This is a genomic window from Vibrio sp. CK2-1, assembly GCF_021726515.1.
Taxonomy (GTDB): Bacteria; Pseudomonadota; Gammaproteobacteria; order Enterobacterales; family Vibrionaceae; genus Vibrio.
Genome location: NZ_JAKKCJ010000005.1, coordinates 161,518 through 180,473, shown reverse-complemented (window position 1 = coordinate 180,473; position 18,956 = coordinate 161,518). Strand labels below are relative to the sequence as shown.

The window sequence follows — 18,956 nt, the reverse complement described above, 5'->3', positions numbered from 1 at the left end:
TTATCAAAGAGATACATTAGTTATGGCTTATAAATGGATGCTAGGGAGGATCTTTTCAAGTAGAAAAAGCGAATAACTCTATTTACTCAATCCAAATAAAGGTCGCTTGTCTGCCTGTCACGCCATCGCGGCGATAAGAATAGAAGTTTTCTGGCTCAGAGAAAGTGCAACGTTGGCTAGCAAACACTTGCTCTACTCCAGCTTGGTTTAATCGCTGAGTTGCCAAAATCGACATATCAGCCAACCACTTGTTGGAATGAGATGGATGCTGAATGAAAGCATCTTGCGCATGGCTATCATGCTGGGTGAACGTTTGATAAACATCTTCCCCAACTTCAAATGCACTTGGGCCAATAGCAGGACCTAACCAAGCCATTACCTGACTCGGCTTAGTAAACTGCTGCACGGCATTTTCTAAAATACCATCGGCAAGTCCACGCCAACCCGCATGAACCGCTGCAACTTGAGTACCATCGGTGTTGGTTAACAGTACCGGTAAGCAATCAGCGGTCATTACAGCGCACACAATTTTATTGTGACTCGTGATCGAACCATCAGCATCTAACACTTGTTGTGTTGGTTTTAATAGTTCAACCACTTTGGTCGAATGGGTTTGATTTAGCCAAACCGGTGACGTCGGCATATTATGCAACTGCACGATTTCATCACGATTAGCTTGAACAATATTGCTGTCATCATTGACGTGCATACCAAGATTTAACCCTTGATAAACACCGGTTGATGCTCCTCCCAAACGAGTAGAGCCAAACGCTTTGACGTTTTTAGGCGCAGGCCAATTTGGTAGAACAATATTATTCATCTCACCTTATTCCTCTTCGAAGTTTTCTTTCGCATCTTTGCGCAATGCTTCCGTCATCACCACCATGTCATGTGGAATCGGTGCATGGAACTTCATTTCTTCTCCCGTTGCAGGGTGAACAAACTTCAACATTACCGCGTGTAGTGCTTGGCGATCAAAGCTACGAATCATATTCGTTAATTCAGGTGAAGCCCCTTTAGGAATACGCGCACGGCCACCATAAGCAATATCACCTAATAATGGATGTTGAATATATGACATGTGAACACGGATTTGGTGGGTACGGCCCGTTTCAAGACGTAAACGAATACGAGTATGAACACGGAAATGCTCCGCCACACGGTAGTGAGTTACCGCAGGCTTACCTAATTCGTTCACCGCCATCAAGGTACGCTTACTTGAGTGACGACCAATTGGTTTTTCAACCATGCCACCAGCGGTCATGTTACCAAGGATGATCGCTTCATATTCACGAGTGATTCTACGTTTTTGCAAGGCACGAACTAAGCGAGTTTGTGTTTGAACCGTTTTCGCCACTACCATCAAACCAGTCGTGTCTTTATCTAAACGGTGCACAATACCCGCACGAGGTACTTCAGCAATCGCAGGGTAGTGATGCAACAACGCATTCAATACCGTGCCATCCGGTGTACCTGCACCTGGGTGAACAACAAAATCTCTCGGCTTATTAATTACTAATAAATGCTCGTCTTCATAAACGATATCGAGTGGAATATCTTGAGCTTCCCAACGTTCTTCATCTTCAAGCTCGGCTAACAAAGTAATCGCTTCTCCACCCATGACACGGATACGAGGTTTAGTGATGACTTCACCGTCCACTTGAACCTTGCCTTCAAGCAACCATTCTTTTAAGCGTGAACGTGAGAATTCTGAAAATAATTCGGCAATCGCTTGATCTAAGCGTTGGCCTAATTGAGAATCTTTAACTGTATCGGTGCGTGTTATCTGCTGAGCCATATCGAACTTTTTAAAAAACCATGAGACTAATATCCATTAATATGGATAAAATAGGGCTATTCACCGTTATTGGTAAAATAGTGTTATTCACCATTGTATCTGTTAAGTTGTAAGAAGTAACGGACGCGATAAATTTAATTCAAGGAATTTTCTCCTCACGATGAAACGCCAATACCTTTTGGGACTTATTTCCCTACTCTTTCTTGCTGGCTGTGCTGACAACAAAGACGCAGTACCAGACATTCCGCCATCGGATCTTTACACCCAAGCTCAGCAAGAACTTCAAGCTGGTAGCTGGGCTGAATCAATTAAAAAGTTAGAAGCATTAGATTCTCGCTACCCATTTGGTCCGTATTCAGACCAAGTACAGTTAGATTTGATTTTTGCCTACTACAAAAATGGTGACTACCCATTAACTTTAGCCACGATTGAGCGATTTACCCGTTTAAATCCGACTCATGAACGCTCTGACTGGGTGTTATACATGCGTGGTTTGACCCACATGGCGCAAGATTCCAACTTTATGCACTCGCTATTTAACATGGATCGTCACGATAGAGATCCTGAGCCAGTAAAAGCCGCCTTTATTGATTTCAAACGTTTACTAGAACGCTACCCTGATAGCCTATATGCGGCAGATTCACGTGCTCGTTTAAACTCATTAAAAAACCGTTTAGCGGAATATGATCTTTCTTCTGCCGATTTTTATTTGCGTCGCGAAGCTTGGGTGGCTGCGATCAACCGTTGCCAAGAGATCCAAAAAACCTACCCGGATACTATTGCCGCGCGAGATTCATTAAAAATTCAGCTAGAAGCCTATAAAGAGCTTGGGTTAGATGATGCGGTTAAACGCACAGAACAACTTATCGAGCTTAACAAAAAGAAGTAGTCGAATACTGAAAGCGTAATCAAATAGAGAAACAACAAAAAAAGCAGCTTCGGTTGCTTTTTTTGTTTTTAAAAAAGCGAGAAGTGAGTATTTGAGTAGAAGTAGTACCGCAAAGAAGTGTCGATAAAATAAGCGCCCTAATTTTAGGCTCAAACAGCGCCCCTAAAAACGTTAATCTCTAGTAGCCATTCCATTCAATCTACTTAAATCCAGACAAATAACAAGCCTTTTCAACCTCTAATATCACCAGCTTTTGTCTAGGATCACATTTACTTCATCAAGCCATAAATCCCTTATAAAACCTGATATTGATCACATTTATTTCAGTACAAAACAGTAATCTGAAGTTAACGAATCAAGGAAAAAGAGGATAAATAGCCTATGCAACTAAACATTACTGGTAAGAATATTGAAGTGACCTCTTCCATCCGTGACCATATTGAGGCGAAATTTAAAAAACTAGAAAAATGGCAAATTGATCTGATTGGCTGTCATGCCACCATTAGTACCGAACCAGGTAAACAACAGAAGATTGAAGCCACAATTAGTGTGCCAAAAGGACAACTGGTTGCTTCCGCATCCAATGAAGATTTATACAAAGCGATTAATGAGGTAGAGCAAAAACTCGAACGACAACTTAATAAGCTCAGCCATAAACCTGAAGCAAAACGTGCTCAGGCAGAAAAACCAGAATTAGAAGAAGAGCTCGAAGAAATTTAAGATTCAATAGACACGAATAGTATGGCGCTCAATTGAGCGCCATTTTTTTGCTTGACGCTTTCCCTGCGCTTGCTTATGGTACTGTTTCACCCAAGGAAATTAATACTATGCATTCATCTACTCTGTTCTTTTTTGGCTTCTTTTTTCCATCCTAATCGGTGGGGCTAGATGTCGTTTTAAAAATAAGCCAAAAACGGACAGAAAGCCTCCCACTCTGGGGGGCTTTTTTATAGGAAATACACATGACCAAGCAGCACAGTTCTTCTTCACCGAGTACCAACAATTCTCAACCTAGCCTATCTTTAGAGGCGATTCGACTTCGCTTAAATGAACTCGATGATCAACTGCTAAAGATATTATCTGAGCGCCGAGCATTAAGCCTTAATGTCGCTAAAAGCAAGGTTGAAACAGCCAAGCCTGTTCGTGATGCGCAACGTGAGCAAGAACTGCTAGTCAAACTAATCAATAATGGTAAAGATAAATATCAACTCGATGCACCTTATATCACCAAAATTTTTCACACCATCATTGAAGACTCGGTACTACTGCAACAAGCCTACCTACAGAACCTAGCCAATCCACAAGAAAGCCGTAAGCCGTTAGCTCGGGTGGCTTTCTTAGGTTCTAAAGGATCTTATTCGCACCTTGCTAGTCTTGAATATTTCAGCCGTAAAAATACCGAATTGATTGAGCTTAACTGTAAGCATTTTCAAGAAGTGACCTCAACGGTTGAATCAGGCCATGCGGATTTCGGTGTACTACCCATTGAAAACACCAGTTCAGGTTCCATCAATGAAGTGTATGACCTATTGCAGCATACGACTCTATACATTGTCGGTGAGATGACACTGCCAATTGAGCATTGCTTATTAGCCCCGCAAGAGATGCGCCTAGAAGACATCAAAACGCTTTACTCTCATCCTCAACCGCACCAACAATGCAGTGAGTTTTTAAGCCGCTTAGATGATGTTTCATTAGAATCCTGTGTCAGTACTGCGGATGCGATGCAAAAAGTTAAAGAGCTTAACCGCCCAGATGTCGCGGCAATTGGTAATTCAACCACAGGCAAACTTTACGGCTTACAGGTCGTGAAAGAAAACATTGCCAATCAAACTGAAAACCACACACGCTTTATTATCGTGGCGCGTAAGCCAATCGAAGTATCGACTCAAATCCCAGCTAAAACCACGCTGATCATGTCGACCTCCCAAGAAGCGGGCTCGCTAGTACAAACCTTACTAGTGCTGCAACGCTACGGCATCAATATGACCAAACTAGAGTCACGTCCAATCATGGGTAACCCTTGGGAAGAAATGTTCTATGTCGATTTAGAAGCGCATTTAGATTCAGTCGAAATGCAACAATCGATCAGCGAATTAACCAAAATCACTCGTCACTTAAAAGTGTTAGGTTGCTATCCAATCGAAAATATCAAACCGACTCAAGTCAAACTGGAAGGCTAAATGAAAAGCAGTAAAAAGGTAGTCGTTGCCTCGTTAAATCCAGCCAAGATAAAAGCGGTAGAAAGCGCTTTTACTGCCAGTTTTCCTGAGACCGAGTTTCTATTTGAAGGGGTGTCGGTCGCCAGTGAAGTACCGGATCAACCAATGAATGATCAGGAAACTAAACAAGGCGCTCTAAACCGAGTACACAATGCTCAAACGGCAATCCCGGATGGCGATTTTTATGTTGGGTTAGAAGCGGGAATTGCAGAACCATTTACTTACGCTTGGATGATTATCGAAAGTAATCCTAGTGTAGGGAAAGTACAACGCGGTGAATCACGCTCAGCTTGCTTAATGCTGCCGCCTGTAGTGCTTGAGAAGGTAAAACAAGGTAAAGAGCTTGGTCATGTTATGGATGAAGTCTTTGCGACCGACAACATCAAACAAAAAGGTGGTGCGATAGGCTTGCTAACACACCACCAATTGACCAGAAGTTCGGTTTATCATCAAGCGTTAGTATTGGCATTAATTCCATTTTTAAATCCCGAACACTTCCCACTTTAAACTATTTCGATAGTTAAGCTTTATCCGCAGCAGCTTGCAACATCGCTTGCAGTTGCTGCTTTTGTTCTGGTTGCAGCTTTTTCAGCTCAGAGGAACCACGAGTAATCGTCGCCACACCTACCCCTAGCATTTGACTAACTTGACGCTGAGAGCGCTCACCTTTGATCAGCTCATGTAAGATATTCATGCGAGCTAACAAGGCTTCTCGCTCATCATAGGTCAATAGCATCGACAGTAAAAAATCCAACTGTTCTTGCTGGCAAGAATGCTCAAGTAACGCCAATACATCTTGCCAATTAGCAAATTCAGGTACCAATTCATCATTATGGATTTGCTGCTTTGATTTATCCATCAGATTAATATTTTTCCTTTACTTCTTGAGGAGTTAAGAATGCTCCATCCTGACCAAGTAAGTTTCGATAATAGGTTTCAAACATTAGAATATTTTGCACATAACCACGAGTTTCATCAAAAGGAATCGCCTCAATAAATGAGTAAGCATCAATACTTTGATTGGTACGTGCCCGCCACTGCTTCACGCGGTGTGGTCCTGCATTATAAGCGGCAAAAGCAAAAATTCTATTGCGATTAAAATCATCCAGTAGCCCACCAAGATAAGAACTGCCGATCTCAATGTTCTTTTGAATATCATACAACTCATCAGCACCGTTATATTCTAGGTCATAGACATCGGCGGTATGCTGAGCGGTTGTCGGCATAATTTGCATGATCCCTCTCGCGCCAACGGGAGATCGAGCTTCGACATCCAAAGCACTTTCTTGGCGAGATAATGACATTAAAGTAATGAGTGGAATATCATTTTTCTTACCATAAAAGTCAAACCACCAGCGATGGGCAATTGGAAAACGTAGACTAGTGTAATCCCACATTTTCGCTTCAATCGTTCCTACTACAGCAAAATTATGCCAGCGCTTATTGGTGGCGTACTTCACTAATGCTTTTTTCTCACTTTGTGTGCTATGCCATAACAACCAACGCCATTCACTTTTCGCCGCATAAATTTTATCGACCGCGATCATTTCAGCAATCCGATCAAGCGCGGCTTGGTTTTTCGAAATATCAGGCAGTTTTTCATTCAAGATCTTACTTTGATAGCGAATTGGCTCACCGAGTAACTCTGCTGCCGCGGCACTATAAAAGTTACGCTGACCTAACATCTTCTTGAGACGCTCAGTGGCTTGTTGGTCTTTACCTTGAGCGAACTCCACTCGCGCTAACCAGTACTGCCAACGCAAGCTTTCCTGATCTTCTTTCGGCAACTTGCTAATCCAGAGAGACAAATCATTCCAGTCACCATTTTGAATCGCAATACGAGCACGTCGTTCAAGACGATTGGTTAATCCTTGCTTACTCAGCATTTGATCGCGCCATTTAGCTAACTTGTTTGAACGAGTATTCATTAACCAAGCACTGGCGTAGTTAGATAATTCAACCTGCGCAGACTTCGGGAGCTTTTGGCCTTTTACTACCTGATCGTAATCTTCCACCGCTTTAGCGGTATCTTTACGAATTAATTGTCTAAATGCATATTCGGTTAACTGTTGGTTGAATGGCGTGATTTTTGATTTTTTGCTGAACTCCAATACCTTGCTTGGATCAGCATATAAAGCTTGGAGGTCTTTCGATTGATCCTTAGCTTGCTCGCTAGTCAGCATATTATCTAGGTATTTGAATAAGCGTGAATTGCCAGATTTAAAGCCGAGTAACATACGTTGCAAAATGATCTCATCATCCCGTAAGCCCGCTTTCGCCCATTCGTCAAACAAAGGATCGCAAGCCGAAGACACACTACTTCCGGTTAGCCATAAATCTTGCGCGCCTTTATAAGCTTCTTCTTTTTCACCTTGCGTCCACTTAGCAAAATAATAGTGGCAACGATATCTTTGATCTCTAGGCTCTTCGGTTTGATATTCCGTTAGTAATTTCCATTGATTGGTTTTGGCTAACGCATCAAGATAATTGGCCCTTACGCGAGCTGAAAATGGAAAAGATTGGTACTTTTCAGTAAAGCTATTCACTTCTTCAGGAGTTCGATGTTCGATATCGGTCAGAAAAACTCGGTAATCAACATAGGGCGTTAACGGATAATTAGAAATTTGTGGACGAATCTCTTGATACGCCTGCACATCGTCTTTATCGAGTAAGTCTTGAGCTTGCTCATAAGTCTGTCTTTGAAGCTCAAGCGGTGATAATTTTTTCTCTGTTGAATCAGTAATTTTAGACTCTTTCACGTGAGTAGCACTAATAGACTGAGCAGTAACGTAAGCGGCCGATAATGCAGCACTCACCGATACCACACAGAGAAATAAAGTCTTTTTACAATTCAGCATGAATTTGAAACTTCCCTGATGATGAATTCACAAATAACGTGAAATGATAAATATTGATAAATTTTAATGAGTTGGATTAATTGTCACTTTCGAGAAAAACCCACTCACTCGATAAGCATAATACCCTTGTTTACACTCATCTAGTGTGAATCTTATGTGAGAAAGAGTAAACTAAGGTTTTCAATTTATTCTCAAGAATAGGATCCGAGCGGCTATGGCTGAATACGTCTATACCATGTCTCGTGTGAGCAAAATTGTGCCACCGAAACGTCAAATATTGAAAGATATCTCACTAAGCTTTTTTCCTGGTGCCAAAATTGGTGTTCTCGGCCTAAACGGCGCAGGTAAATCAACCCTACTTCGCATCATGGCTGGTATTGATACCGATATTGATGGTGAAGCACGTCCTCAACCTGGCCTTAATATTGGCTACCTTCCTCAAGAACCCGTATTGGATGAATCAAAAACCGTACGTGAAATTGTAGAAGAAGCGGTAGCCGATGTCGCGGATGCATTAAAACGAATTGATGCAGTTTACGCAGCCTACGCAGAACCTGATGCTGATTTTGATGCACTGGCGAAAGAACAAGGCGAACTGGAAGCATTAATCCAAGCTAAAGATGGTCACAATCTAGAAAATGCTCTAGAGCGTGCCGCTGATGCACTTCGTCTTCCTGAGTGGGATGCCAAAATTGAACACCTTTCTGGTGGTGAGCGTCGCCGTGTGGCAATTTGTCGCCTACTACTTGAAAAACCAGACATGTTGCTACTTGATGAGCCAACCAACCACTTGGATGCAGAATCTGTGGCTTGGCTTGAGCACTTCCTAGTTGATTACAGCGGTACTGTGGTAGCGATTACCCACGACCGTTACTTCCTAGATAACGCTGCTGGCTGGATTTTAGAGCTTGACCGTGGTGAAGGTATTCCATGGGAAGGTAACTACACCTCATGGCTAGAGCAAAAAGATGAGCGTTTAGCGCAAGAAGCGTCGTCGGAAAATGCTCGTAAGAAAACCATTGAGAAAGAATTGGAGTGGGTTCGTCAAAACCCGAAAGGTCGTCAGGCGAAATCAAAAGCTCGTATGGCACGCTTTGAAGAACTGAACAAATCTGATCACCAAAAACGTAACGAAACCAATGAGCTGTTTATTCCGCCAGGTGAGCGTTTAGGTGACAAGGTTCTTGAAGTTAACAACCTAACTAAATCATTTGGCGATCGCGTTCTGATTGATAACCTATCTTTCAGCATGCCGAAAGGTGCCATCGTTGGTATCGTTGGTGCCAACGGCGCGGGTAAATCAACGCTATTCAAAATGCTAAGTGGTACTGAGCAACCAGATTCAGGCACCGTTGAACTAGGCGAAACCGTGAAACTAGCTTCGGTTGATCAGTTCCGTGACAGCATGAATGATAGCAACACGGTTTTCCAAGAAATCTCGGAAGGTGCCGATATCATCAAGATCAACAACTTCGAAATTCCAGCGCGCGCTTACTGCTCTCGCTTTAACTTCCGTGGTGTTGATCAGCAAAAACGCATTGGTGAGCTTTCTGGTGGTGAACGTAACCGTGTTCACTTAGCGAAATTACTTAAAGCAGGCGGTAACGTATTACTACTCGATGAACCGACCAATGACTTGGACGTTGAAACGCTACGTGCTCTTGAAGAAGCGTTACTTGAATTCCCAGGTTGTGCCATGGTTATCTCACATGACCGTTGGTTCCTCGACCGTATCGCCACGCACATTCTTGATTACCGTGATGAAGGCCAAGTGAACTTCTACGAAGGTAACTACACAGAATACAGTGAGTGGTTGAAACAAACTTTAGGTGCAGCGGCTGCTGAACCTCACCGCATCAAGTATAAGCGTGTAACTAAGTAGTTATGAGCTGGGTAGTTATGAACTAGGTAGTCATCTATTGACCTACCTAAACGGCTACCTACCACTAAAGCCATTGCTCTATGTGATGGCTTTATTTTTTCTGCTGATTTTTCTGTTTAGATTTCCAAATTGATTTCCTAACCTCAAAATGAGAACAGCGCTGTAAATTTTATCGCCTAATTTAGCCCAACCTTTTCCCCCCCCACAAATTGCTGTAGACCATAAGCTATCCAGATTTTTAACCTTGTGTGCTTTATGTCTGACTTAGATTCCACATTGCCGAACAGCCTACACTCTCGCATTACTGCCAAGCGTGAACAGAGTATTTGGCCTATGATGATCTTTAAGCACATGGTAGGCCAAAAGCCATTCAAAACATTATCGATTGCTTCGATTCTCTTTTTATTTTCAACTACATGGATAGCAATCACTCAGTGGCAAAACAGCCGCAATGAACTCTATATTCTCAACCAAGAATTACAACTCTATAAAGAGCAGTACCAGCAGCAACTTGTCACCAATCAAAATCTGCAAGACGCTTTGCAGGAACAAGATCATGATCAAATCGATAACCTCGGCGATGATTCAATCGCGCCCCCAGCAATCAACTTCGAACAAGCTCTCGCAACAATAGACAATTCACAACAAATCACCTTTCCTCTGCCACCAGCGATTGAAGCTAGCTTGTTTCGCATGATCCCCAATGATATTCCAGTCGACTACCGCCGAATATCCTCACCTTACGGAGACCGACTACACCCCATTAGCGGCAAATGGAAACGACACCTAGGTACGGATTTAACCTGCCCACTTGGCACACCTATTTTTGCAACTGCCGATGGCGTGGTTGAAATGACCCGCGCTAGCAACCAAGGTTACGGCAACTTATTAAAGATTCGTCATGGCCTGGGCTTTGCCACTCTCTATGCTCATCTAAACCAATTTGCAGTCAAACCGGGGCAATTTGTCGAGAAAGGTGACCGAGTCGGATTTTGTGGCAGCAGTGGCAACTCAACAGGTTCACATTTGCACTACGAAGTTCGCTTTATTGGCAAAACCTTAGATCCACAAGATTTTATGCAATGGCAACCCGAAAACATCGAGCAGCTATTTAACAAGCAATCATACGTGCCTTGGGCAAACCTAGTTAAGCAGCTTAATCGCACAGTTAACTTGCAACTACTCTTGGCGATGAGTAGTAAGCAACCTATCAATGATATTGCCAACCAATCAAGCAAACTCACCAGACAAGATAAAATAAAGAGAAAAGAAGGATTACAAGATTTTGGGATAGAAGAAGGTGGATGGGTAACTGTAGAAGAATAAAGAGCCTTGTTTTATCAATAAGAAAATATCGATAAGAAAAGGCTCAAATATCATTAGCTAATCACTTGCCGCGATGCATTGCATCGTTAGCTTGCTTTAACAAGTTTTGGCTTTCACGCATAAATTGCTGAGAGTAGTCTCCATACCATTCCGATACCGAATTAAACTGCTTCACAAATTCTGCTTTATTACGATGATCTAAAATCTCAATGGCTTCGCCAAAGCGTTGATGGAAGCGTTTGATCATATCGATATTGCGTTGCGACGACATAATAATATCGCCATACAAATCAGGATCTTGCGCAAATAGACGACCTACCATCGCCAACTCTAAACGATAAATCGGAGAGCTTAGCTGCACTAAGGTATCGAGATTTGGGTTCTCTTTCGATAAATGCGAGCCATAGGCAAATGACGTAAAGTGACGCAGCGCTTGAATTAAAGTCATGCCGTCATCATGCTCCTCAGCATCAATCGCACAAATGCTCGCGCCCCAAATTTCAAATTGCTTGAGCAACCATTGATAAGCTTCAGGTTGGCGACCTTCACTACAAATAATTACCTGTTTTGCCATGCTTGGAATATCTGGGCCAAACATCGGATGTAAACCAACCACTGGGCCAGCATGCGCTTCAAGCATTGCCGCAAGTGGCTCTGCTTTAATCGAGGTTAAATCACATAGGATGCAGTCACTCGGTAATGCCGGTAGTTTTTTAATCACCGAATCGGTGAGGTGGATTGGCACGCTGACTACAACCATACCTGCATCTTTAACAATTTCTTCTGCGTTCGCCCAATCTTGACTACCTAAGATTTTCACCTGATAGCCAGAGAGCTCAAACATACGCTTAAATAAACCGCCGAGCTGACCATTACCACCCACAATCACAATAGAGCGCAATTCTGGGTTTAGACACTTAAAACCGGAATCTTTTTCACTGGCGTAAGACTCACGCATAGTACGGCGTAGAATATCTTCAATTAGTTGTGGTGGAACGCCACGCTTTTCCGCTTCTTCACGACGAGAAGCCAACATCGCCGCTTCACGATCCGGTGCGTAAATCGGTAAACCATGTTTGCTTTTTACTTCGCCGACCTTTTCGACCAAAGACAAACGTTGAGCCAGAAGCTCAACGATTTGTTTGTCCACGGCGTCGATTTGATCTCTTAATTCATTTAATTCAACGGCCATTTATTTTTCCTAACTTCACTTGCACTTAATTCCTTTTGATACCCCTACTCTACCCTTTTAAGCGGTTTTGTAAAAACGGAACTAATTCTTTATGTGCATGACGTAACAAGGTTTCGGTAGTATCCCAGTTAATACAAGCATCAGTAATCGATACCCCGTATTGCATTTCAGACAGTGGAATATCAGAACCTTGGTTGCCTTCATTAATATGACTTTCAATCATTAGGCCAATAATCGACTTGTTGCCTTCGCGAATTTGGTGAATCACATCTTCTGCTACTAATGGCTGACGACGGTAATCTTTACGTGAGTTGGCATGACTACAATCGACCATCAATGCGGCATCTAAGCCATGTTTCGCCATCTCTTGTTCACACTCATTAACCGACACTGAATCGTAGTTGGTTTGCTTGCCACCACGTAGAATAACATGACCATTGCCGTTACCTTGGGTTGTCAGTAGTGCCACTTGACCATCACTATCAATCCCCATAAAACGGTGGCTAGAAGAAGCGGCTTGCATCGCATTAATGGCGGTACCTAAACTGCCATCGGTGCCATTTTTAAAACCAACTGGAACAGATAAACCACTAGCCATTTCACGGTGAGTTTGAGATTCAGTAGTACGCGCGCCAATTGCCGCCCAGCTGAATGTATCACCAAGGTATTGAGGGCTGATTGGATCCAGCGCTTCAGTCGCTAGTGGAATTTCCATTTCGGCTAAATCGACTAATAGCTGACGAGCAATATGCAGACCTTGTTCAATATCGAATGAGTTATCCAAATGCGGATCGTTAATCAGACCTTTCCAGCCAACAGTAGTACGTGGTTTTTCAAAGTAAACACGCATCACTAGGTAGATCTGATCATCCAGTTGCGCTGATAATGCTTTAAGACGTTTTGCGTATTCTTTGGCAGCATCGATGTCATGAATTGAACACGGACCACAAACAACCAGCAAACGGTGATCTTTCTTATGTATAATGTCAGAGATAGTTTGGCGTGATGATTGGATAAACTGACGAGCGTGATCGCTTAATGGAATTTTCTTTTTCAATTCATTCGGCGTGATAATGACTTGTTCATCGCTTATGTTGATATTGCTTAATTCGCTTTTGTACATAATGTCACCTGTAAATTTTTTAATACACTGGATATCTGAGCCAACTCTCAGCGTTTGATGAATCCAAATTAACAGCATTAACAAAGTTTGCAAGCGCCACTAGCCTGAAAACCACAACACCGAACGATGTAAATAAAAATAAACACCTGTATCTTTAAATTTACAAAAAGCAATATAATCCACTTTAGCCAATGAGCTATAAAATAAACTCGGTACTATGGACTTAATACTTTCTCTACTTCAACAAATGTGCGTCTACCTAGTGCTGGCTTATATGCTCAGCAAAACGCCGATCTTTTTACCTTTGTTGAACATTTCCTCTCGCTTATCTCATAAGTTCAGTTGCTATGTTTTATTCTCATTGTTTTGCATTATGGGAACCTACTTTGGTTTACACATCAATGATGCAATCGCAAATACTAGAGCCATTGGCGCAGTGATGGGCGGTTTATTTGGCGGCCCGATTGTTGGCTTTGCAGTAGGCTTTACTGGCGGAATGCATCGCTATAGTTTGGGAGGGTTCACCGATGTCGCTTGCGCGATTTCAACCACCGCAGAAGGATTAATTGGCGGACTACTACACCTCTACCTAGTAAAAAAAGACAAAGCCGATCAACTATTTAATCCTATCATCGTATTGGCGATTACTTTTGTTGCCGAAGCCGCCCAAATGCTGATCATCATTTCCGTTGCCAAACCGTTTGATCAAGCTTATGCCCTTGTCTCCAATATTGCTGCGCCAATGATCATTGCTAACTGTGTTGGCGCAGCACTGTTTGTCAGCATCTTACAGGATCGAAAAACCATCTATGAAAAGTACTCGGCTACCTTTTCTCGCCGCGCATTAACCATTGCTGAGCGCAGTGTTGGTATTTGGAATTCCGGCTTTAATTCAGTCAATGCTGAAAAAATTGTTCGGATTATTTATGAGGAAACCAATGTAGGTGCGGTGGCAATTACTGATAAAGATAAAATCTTAGCCTTTATCGGCCTTGGCGATGATCACCACAAACCCAATACGCCGATCTCTTCTGATTGCACCATTCAAGCGATGGAACAAAACCGAGTAATGTATCTTGATGGCCGAGAAATCCCTTATCAATGTTCTCTGTCGCCAAGCTGCAAACTCGGCTCGGTTTTAGTGATCCCATTAAGAGCCGGTAAAGAAGTGATTGGAACGATTAAGCTTTATGAGCCGAAACGTAAACTACTATCCAATATCAACCGTTCAATGGGCGAAGGGATTGCGCAACTACTGTCGAGCCAAATTCTGTATAACGATTTCCAACGTCAACAAGCGTTATTGAGCCAAGCGGAAATTAAATTATTACAAGCTCAAGTAAACCCGCACTTTTTATTTAATGCGCTCAATACCATCAGTGCGATTATTCGTCGCGATCCCAATAAAGCGCGCGAACTGATTCAACACCTTTCTCATTTCTTTAGAAGCAACTTAAAACAGAACATCGAAACCGTTACCTTTAAAGAAGAACTGGCGCATGTGAATGCCTACCTCACTATTGAAAAAGCCCGTTTTACTGACCGCTTAGAAGTGGAAATCAATATTGATGAGGCACTACTTGAAAAGTCATTACCGAGTTTTACCCTACAACCTTTAGTTGAAAATGCGATTAAACACGGTATTTCGAATAAGCTGGAAGGTGGTAAGATCCGCATTGTCAGCCAACGAAATTCACTCGGTTATCGGATCGTAGTGGAGGATAATGCGGGTAGCTTCATTCCGCCACAACCCGATCATGAAGGCTTGGGAATGGAAATTGTTGATAAGCGTTTGACCAATCATTTTGGCCCAACCGCCGCACTGCAAACCCATTGTCATAAAGATCAATTTACTCGCATGAGTTTTCTGATCCCTTACGAAAAAATTGGTCAATAAAGGATAATCAATGCTAACTGCAATCGTCATTGATGATGAACTATTCGCTCGTGAAGAACTCACCGAATTATTACAAGAAACCGGTCAGGTAGAAGTGATTGCCCAAGCCAGTAATGCGGTTGAGGGCTTAAAGCAAATCAATAGCTTAAAACCTGAAGCCGTTTTCGTTGATATTCAAATGCCGCAAGTCAGTGGCATTGAATTACTCGGCATGCTTGATCCCGATACCATGCCGCACGTTATTTTTGTCACCGCATTTGACCAATACGCCATTCAAGCATTTGAAGACAATGCCTTTGACTACCTGCTAAAACCGGTCGACCCAAAGCGACTGGATAAAAGCATTCAGCGCTTGCTCAAAGCCGGACAAAATAAAGAAGCGCTGCACACTCAAGCGCAAATCGAAGCCCTAACACCAAAGCGCTTGCAGCAAGTGCCTTGCATGGGCCACAACCGGATCATGATCATTCCATTGCAAGAGATTGAGTCAGCATTTAGCGATCTTTCAGGCGTTCATATTCAAACCGCCCAACAAACCGCGACAAGCCAATTAACACTCAAAACATTGGAAGAGAAAACGGAACTACTACGCTGTCATCGCCAGTATTTGATCAACACGCAAAAGATCAAAGAGATCAAACTACTCGATAACGGTTTAGGCGAGGTGATCACTCAAAGTGGGCAAGTGGTTCCCATTAGCCGTCGCTATTTGAAACCACTGAAAGAAGAGTTGGGAATAGTGTAAATACAGGTTCCTGGTAACGAGTTCCTAGACTCGCTTCGCTGCTAGAAAGAGCATGATAGTGACGAGTAGCGTGAACGCTTCGCTTAGTGTTGCGAGAAAAGCTTTCCATTCTATCGAAAAACGTTTCTCGGTATTCGTGGCTCGATTCTATTTCGAGCCACGAGAAGCAAAGCGCTCTAGCAACGAGCCCCGCTAAAACCCTCTCAACTGAATACGGCGCAAAAATTCAGTCATAATACGATCATAAAGCAAATCACCTAACCACAGATCTTCGACTTTATTGTCGATACTAGGGTTGTCGTTCACTTCAATCACATACACTTGACCATCAATTTCTTTTAGATCGACGCCATATAAACCGGAACCAATTAAGTTCGCCGCTTTCACAGCGGTATCGACTACGTTCTTAGGTACTTGTTTCAAGTCTAACGTATCAAAGCTGCCAGAAGTTGTGCGTCCGCTATTATGATGCTGGTAAATCTGCCAATGACCGCGACTCATGTGATAGCGGCAGGCGTAGATCGCTTGTCGATTCATCACTCCAATTCGCCAGTCAAAATCGGTTGGCATAAAGGCTTGCGCTAAAATCAACGCACTTTTATCAAACAATTCCGATGCTTTAGCTTCTAAGGTTGATTCATCGGTCACTTTGACCACACCCACCGAGAATGCCCCATCCGGAATTTTCAGCACTAAAGGTAAAGACATGTGTTCTAGCAAACTTTGCTTCCAGTTCGCATCAAAGCTACGCAAAATCATCGATTTTGGCGCCGGTACATTGTGTCTATCTAGTAACTCAGTTAAAAACACTTTATTGGTACACTTCATGATCGACTCAGGATCATCCATCACCACTAAACCTAGCTTTTCTGCTCGCTTAGCAAAACGGTAGGTAAAGTTACTAATGTTAGTGGTGGCACGAATAAATAAGCCATCAAACTCACTCAAACGAGAAAAGTCATCGGCGGTAATGGTTTGTAAACTCATACCCAAGCGGTTGGCAGCTTTCTTAAAACGATTAAGCGCCACTGAATCCGACGGTGGCATTTTTTCTTCCGGATCCACCAGCATCGCAATGTCATAACGATATTGTTTACTCGGTTTAGACGTGGTTCTCCAAACTTTGTTAGAAAATAGCTCCAATGATTGAGCAAACACATCTTGCTCTTGATCATTTAAATCTTGAAACGGAAAAGGCGCTACCTTGGACAGTTGCCACTGCTTACCATGTTTTTTCAATTCAATATCTAAAACTGGGATCATAAAGTGCTCAAACAAACGACGAGCGACTTTTTCTAACCCTTTAATATTAGTTCGACCAAAATACACTTTACCGGCTACTTGTTCCGCATCAGCAAAGTATTTATTCAGATCTTGCTCAGGAAGAGAAATCACAAATGGCTGATTAACATCATTGATCGCCATGACTCTAGGAATCACCCGATGCCCACGCGCTTCAGCCAATAATGAGCAATAATAGCCATTACTCATGTAGCCATAATCACGACATAAATTAAGCACTTGCACGCTTTTATGCTTTTCTGATTTATCCGATAAGAAACTAGGTTGAAGATACTGATCGACGGTGACAACTTGGTCAGAAGGAAAGTACTGACGCCAGTCGCTGTCTTTATCTGTCACAATAACAAAATTTGCCATGAATCCATTTTCCTCTAGCAAAAAAACAATTTGTCGTATCTAATCATTAAGCCGTGATCTTGAAGTAAGACACGCGCCATGATCATTATCAGGTGGGGCAGTAAGATGGAATTTCGCCGAGCAACGCTACAAGATTTACCCGCTTTAATTGAACTAGAAAGCCTAGTCTTCAGCAGTGATACCATTGCGCCAAGACAAATGAAACGTTTTATTCAATCTCAACATAGCATGGTGTTTGTGGCTCAACAGCAGCAACAAATAGCCGGTTATGCTCTTCTCCTTTTCCATCAAGGAACACAACTGTCTCGCCTCTATTCTATTGCGGTTAACCCGAAGTTTCGTGGCCAACAAATCGCTCAGCAACTGGTTGAAATTTGCGAACAATCTGCTTTAGGACAAGGTTCAACCACATTACGCCTAGAAGTCAGAAATGACAATATTGCCGCGAAGAATTTATATCAAAAGCTCGGCTACAAACCACTAAAAGTGCTGATCCATTATTACGATGATTTAGCCGATGGGATTCGAATGCAAAAGCGTTTGACCGCCAGCCAACCTAAAACTTTATTGGCGATGCCGCTGTATATTCAAACCACGCCTTTCACTTGTGGCGCGGCTTGTTTATTGATGGCATTTTCAACCTTAGATAAACAATTTGAGCTCGGACGAAAAGAAGAATTACAGCTGTGGCGTGAGGCCACCACCATTTTTATGGCGGGAGGTCACGGAGGTTGCAGCGGACATGGTTTAGCACTTGCCGCTAAAAAACGTGGCTTTGAAGTTGAGCTCTGGACTCAATCACAATCGACGCCTTTTATTGATAGCGTGCGCGATGCCAATAAAAAAGAAGTGATTGAAATTGTTCACCAAGATTTCTGCCAACAAGCGGAAGCGCTCGGTATTACATCCATCAGCGCCCCACCGAATAATCAGCAAATTGAACAATGGATTGAGCAAGGCAAGTGCGTACTATTATTAATCAGCACGTATCGATTTAATGGCTATAAAGAGCCGCATTGGATTATTTTATCCGGCATGAATGAACAGTTTTTCTTTATTCATGATCCACACAGCGATGCCAAAAAAGATGTCTCGTCTTCTGCTTCGATTCCTGTCAGTAAAGCAAGCTTGGCGCAAATCATCGGCTTTGGAAAACAAAAACACACCGCTTGTGTAGTAGTCAGTACCTAGTCACGAGTTCCTAGATTCGCTTCGCTGCTAGAAAGAGCATAGTAGTGACGAGTCGCGTGAACGCTTCGCTTAGTGTTGCGAGAAAAGCTTTCCATGCTATCCAAACAAACGTTTCTCGGTATTCGTGGCTCGACAGTGTTTCCGAGCCACGAGAAGCAAAGCGCTCTAGCTACG

Annotated in this window: 16 protein-coding genes and 1 other annotated feature; of the genes, 9 read left to right on the top strand and 7 right to left on the bottom strand. The window is 42.7% G+C overall.

What is annotated here, in order from left to right; translation table 11 throughout:
* Positions 1-82: 82 nt before the first annotated feature.
* Positions 83-820, bottom strand: coding sequence for a peptidoglycan editing factor PgeF (gene pgeF, locus L3V25_RS13880; RefSeq protein ID WP_237296093.1), 738 nt, complete (start codon positions 818-820; stop codon positions 83-85).
* Positions 821-826: 6 nt separating this feature from the next.
* Positions 827-1,798 (bottom strand): 23S rRNA pseudouridine(1911/1915/1917) synthase RluD, encoded by a 972-nt coding sequence (rluD, locus tag L3V25_RS13875; RefSeq protein WP_237296092.1) that lies wholly within the window; start codon positions 1,796-1,798, stop codon positions 827-829.
* 160 nt (positions 1,799-1,958) lie between these two features.
* Here rluD and bamD point away from each other — a divergent pair, with 160 nt between their 5' ends.
* From bamD to yjjX, 4 genes are all read left to right on the top strand, one after another.
* Entirely contained in the window at positions 1,959-2,687 is a 729-nt protein-coding gene (gene bamD / locus L3V25_RS13870) for an outer membrane protein assembly factor BamD (RefSeq protein ID WP_144387499.1), read from the top strand.
* Between the two features lie 381 nt (positions 2,688-3,068).
* Complete coding sequence (gene raiA / locus L3V25_RS13865; protein ID WP_237296091.1) at positions 3,069-3,407, top strand: ribosome-associated translation inhibitor RaiA; 339 nt, start codon at positions 3,069-3,071, stop codon at positions 3,405-3,407.
* Between the two features lie 110 nt (positions 3,408-3,517).
* Positions 3,518-3,638 (top strand) — a sequence feature (Phe leader region).
* A gap of 11 nt (positions 3,639-3,649) precedes the next feature.
* Positions 3,650-4,870 carry a prephenate dehydratase gene (gene pheA / locus L3V25_RS13860; protein ID WP_237296090.1) on the top strand — a complete coding sequence of 407 codons (1,221 nt, stop codon included), beginning with the start codon at positions 3,650-3,652 and terminating at the stop codon, positions 4,868-4,870.
* Positions 4,871-5,416: an inosine/xanthosine triphosphatase gene (gene yjjX, locus L3V25_RS13855; RefSeq protein WP_237296089.1), complete on the top strand. Its 546-nt coding sequence runs from the start codon at positions 4,871-4,873 to the stop codon at positions 5,414-5,416.
* A gap of 13 nt (positions 5,417-5,429) precedes the next feature.
* On the opposite strand, the gene trpR is transcribed toward yjjX, so the two are convergent.
* A complete protein-coding gene (trpR, locus tag L3V25_RS13850; protein WP_237296110.1) occupies positions 5,430-5,732 on the bottom strand; it encodes a trp operon repressor in 303 nt (100 codons plus the stop codon).
* A 40-nt stretch (positions 5,733-5,772) separates the two neighbouring features.
* Positions 5,773-7,767 carry a transglycosylase SLT domain-containing protein gene (locus tag L3V25_RS13845; RefSeq protein WP_237296088.1) on the bottom strand — a complete coding sequence of 665 codons (1,995 nt, stop codon included), beginning with the start codon at positions 7,765-7,767 and terminating at the stop codon, positions 5,773-5,775.
* Positions 7,768-7,981: 214 nt separating this feature from the next.
* On the opposite strand from L3V25_RS13845, the gene ettA reads away from it, so the two are divergent.
* Both ettA and L3V25_RS13835 read left to right on the top strand, forming a co-directional pair.
* A complete protein-coding gene (ettA, locus tag L3V25_RS13840) occupies positions 7,982-9,649 on the top strand; it encodes an energy-dependent translational throttle protein EttA (protein WP_192999563.1) in 1,668 nt (555 codons plus the stop codon).
* Positions 9,650-9,904: 255 nt separating this feature from the next.
* Positions 9,905-10,975, top strand: a complete 1,071-nt coding sequence (locus tag L3V25_RS13835; protein ID WP_237296087.1) for a M23 family metallopeptidase — start codon at positions 9,905-9,907, stop codon at positions 10,973-10,975.
* A 61-nt stretch (positions 10,976-11,036) separates the two neighbouring features.
* On the opposite strand, the gene tyrA is transcribed toward L3V25_RS13835, so the two are convergent.
* Positions 11,037-12,167 carry a bifunctional chorismate mutase/prephenate dehydrogenase gene (gene tyrA / locus L3V25_RS13830; RefSeq protein WP_237296086.1) on the bottom strand — a complete coding sequence of 377 codons (1,131 nt, stop codon included), beginning with the start codon at positions 12,165-12,167 and terminating at the stop codon, positions 11,037-11,039.
* A gap of 49 nt (positions 12,168-12,216) precedes the next feature.
* Entirely contained in the window at positions 12,217-13,290 is a 1,074-nt protein-coding gene (locus L3V25_RS13825) for a 3-deoxy-7-phosphoheptulonate synthase (protein ID WP_237296085.1), read from the bottom strand.
* 217 nt (positions 13,291-13,507) lie between these two features.
* Here L3V25_RS13825 and L3V25_RS13820 point away from each other — a divergent pair, with 217 nt between their 5' ends.
* Together L3V25_RS13820 and btsR are read left to right on the top strand one after the other, a co-directional pair.
* Complete coding sequence (locus L3V25_RS13820; RefSeq protein WP_237296084.1) at positions 13,508-15,187, top strand: sensor histidine kinase; 1,680 nt, start codon at positions 13,508-13,510, stop codon at positions 15,185-15,187.
* A gap of 10 nt (positions 15,188-15,197) precedes the next feature.
* On the top strand, positions 15,198-15,932 hold the full coding sequence (gene btsR / locus L3V25_RS13815) for a two-component system response regulator BtsR (RefSeq protein WP_237296083.1): 735 nt from the start codon (positions 15,198-15,200) through the stop codon (positions 15,930-15,932).
* Between the two features lie 192 nt (positions 15,933-16,124).
* Here btsR and L3V25_RS13810 read toward each other — a convergent pair whose 3' ends face one another.
* The gene (locus L3V25_RS13810; protein ID WP_237296082.1) at positions 16,125-17,591 is read right to left on the bottom strand and encodes a RimK family protein; all 1,467 of its coding nucleotides are present in this window, start codon (positions 17,589-17,591) and stop codon (positions 16,125-16,127) included.
* Positions 17,592-17,696: 105 nt separating this feature from the next.
* On the opposite strand from L3V25_RS13810, the gene L3V25_RS13805 reads away from it, so the two are divergent.
* The gene (locus tag L3V25_RS13805) at positions 17,697-18,782 is read left to right on the top strand and encodes a GNAT family N-acetyltransferase/peptidase C39 family protein (RefSeq protein WP_237296109.1); all 1,086 of its coding nucleotides are present in this window, start codon (positions 17,697-17,699) and stop codon (positions 18,780-18,782) included.
* Positions 18,783-18,956: the final 174 nt, after the last annotated feature.

Coding starts and splice junctions, on each gene's coding strand:
- pgeF (WP_237296093.1), bottom strand. CDS start 820: ATGAATAATATTGTTCTACCAAATTGGCCTGCGCCTAAAAACGTCAAA.
- rluD (WP_237296092.1), bottom strand. CDS start 1,798: ATGGCTCAGCAGATAACACGCACCGATACAGTTAAAGATTCTCAATTA.
- yjjX (WP_237296089.1), top strand. CDS start 4,871: ATGAAAAGCAGTAAAAAGGTAGTCGTTGCCTCGTTAAATCCAGCCAAG.
- L3V25_RS13835 (WP_237296087.1), top strand. CDS start 9,905: ATGTCTGACTTAGATTCCACATTGCCGAACAGCCTACACTCTCGCATT.
- raiA (WP_237296091.1), top strand. CDS start 3,069: ATGCAACTAAACATTACTGGTAAGAATATTGAAGTGACCTCTTCCATC.
- L3V25_RS13845 (WP_237296088.1), bottom strand. CDS start 7,767: ATGCTGAATTGTAAAAAGACTTTATTTCTCTGTGTGGTATCGGTGAGT.
- ettA (WP_192999563.1), top strand. CDS start 7,982: ATGGCTGAATACGTCTATACCATGTCTCGTGTGAGCAAAATTGTGCCA.
- tyrA (WP_237296086.1), bottom strand. CDS start 12,167: ATGGCCGTTGAATTAAATGAATTAAGAGATCAAATCGACGCCGTGGAC.
- L3V25_RS13820 (WP_237296084.1), top strand. CDS start 13,508: ATGGACTTAATACTTTCTCTACTTCAACAAATGTGCGTCTACCTAGTG.
- L3V25_RS13805 (WP_237296109.1), top strand. CDS start 17,697: ATGGAATTTCGCCGAGCAACGCTACAAGATTTACCCGCTTTAATTGAA.
- btsR (WP_237296083.1), top strand. CDS start 15,198: ATGCTAACTGCAATCGTCATTGATGATGAACTATTCGCTCGTGAAGAA.
- pheA (WP_237296090.1), top strand. CDS start 3,650: ATGACCAAGCAGCACAGTTCTTCTTCACCGAGTACCAACAATTCTCAA.
- L3V25_RS13810 (WP_237296082.1), bottom strand. CDS start 17,591: ATGGCAAATTTTGTTATTGTGACAGATAAAGACAGCGACTGGCGTCAG.
- L3V25_RS13825 (WP_237296085.1), bottom strand. CDS start 13,290: ATGTACAAAAGCGAATTAAGCAATATCAACATAAGCGATGAACAAGTC.
- bamD (WP_144387499.1), top strand. CDS start 1,959: ATGAAACGCCAATACCTTTTGGGACTTATTTCCCTACTCTTTCTTGCT.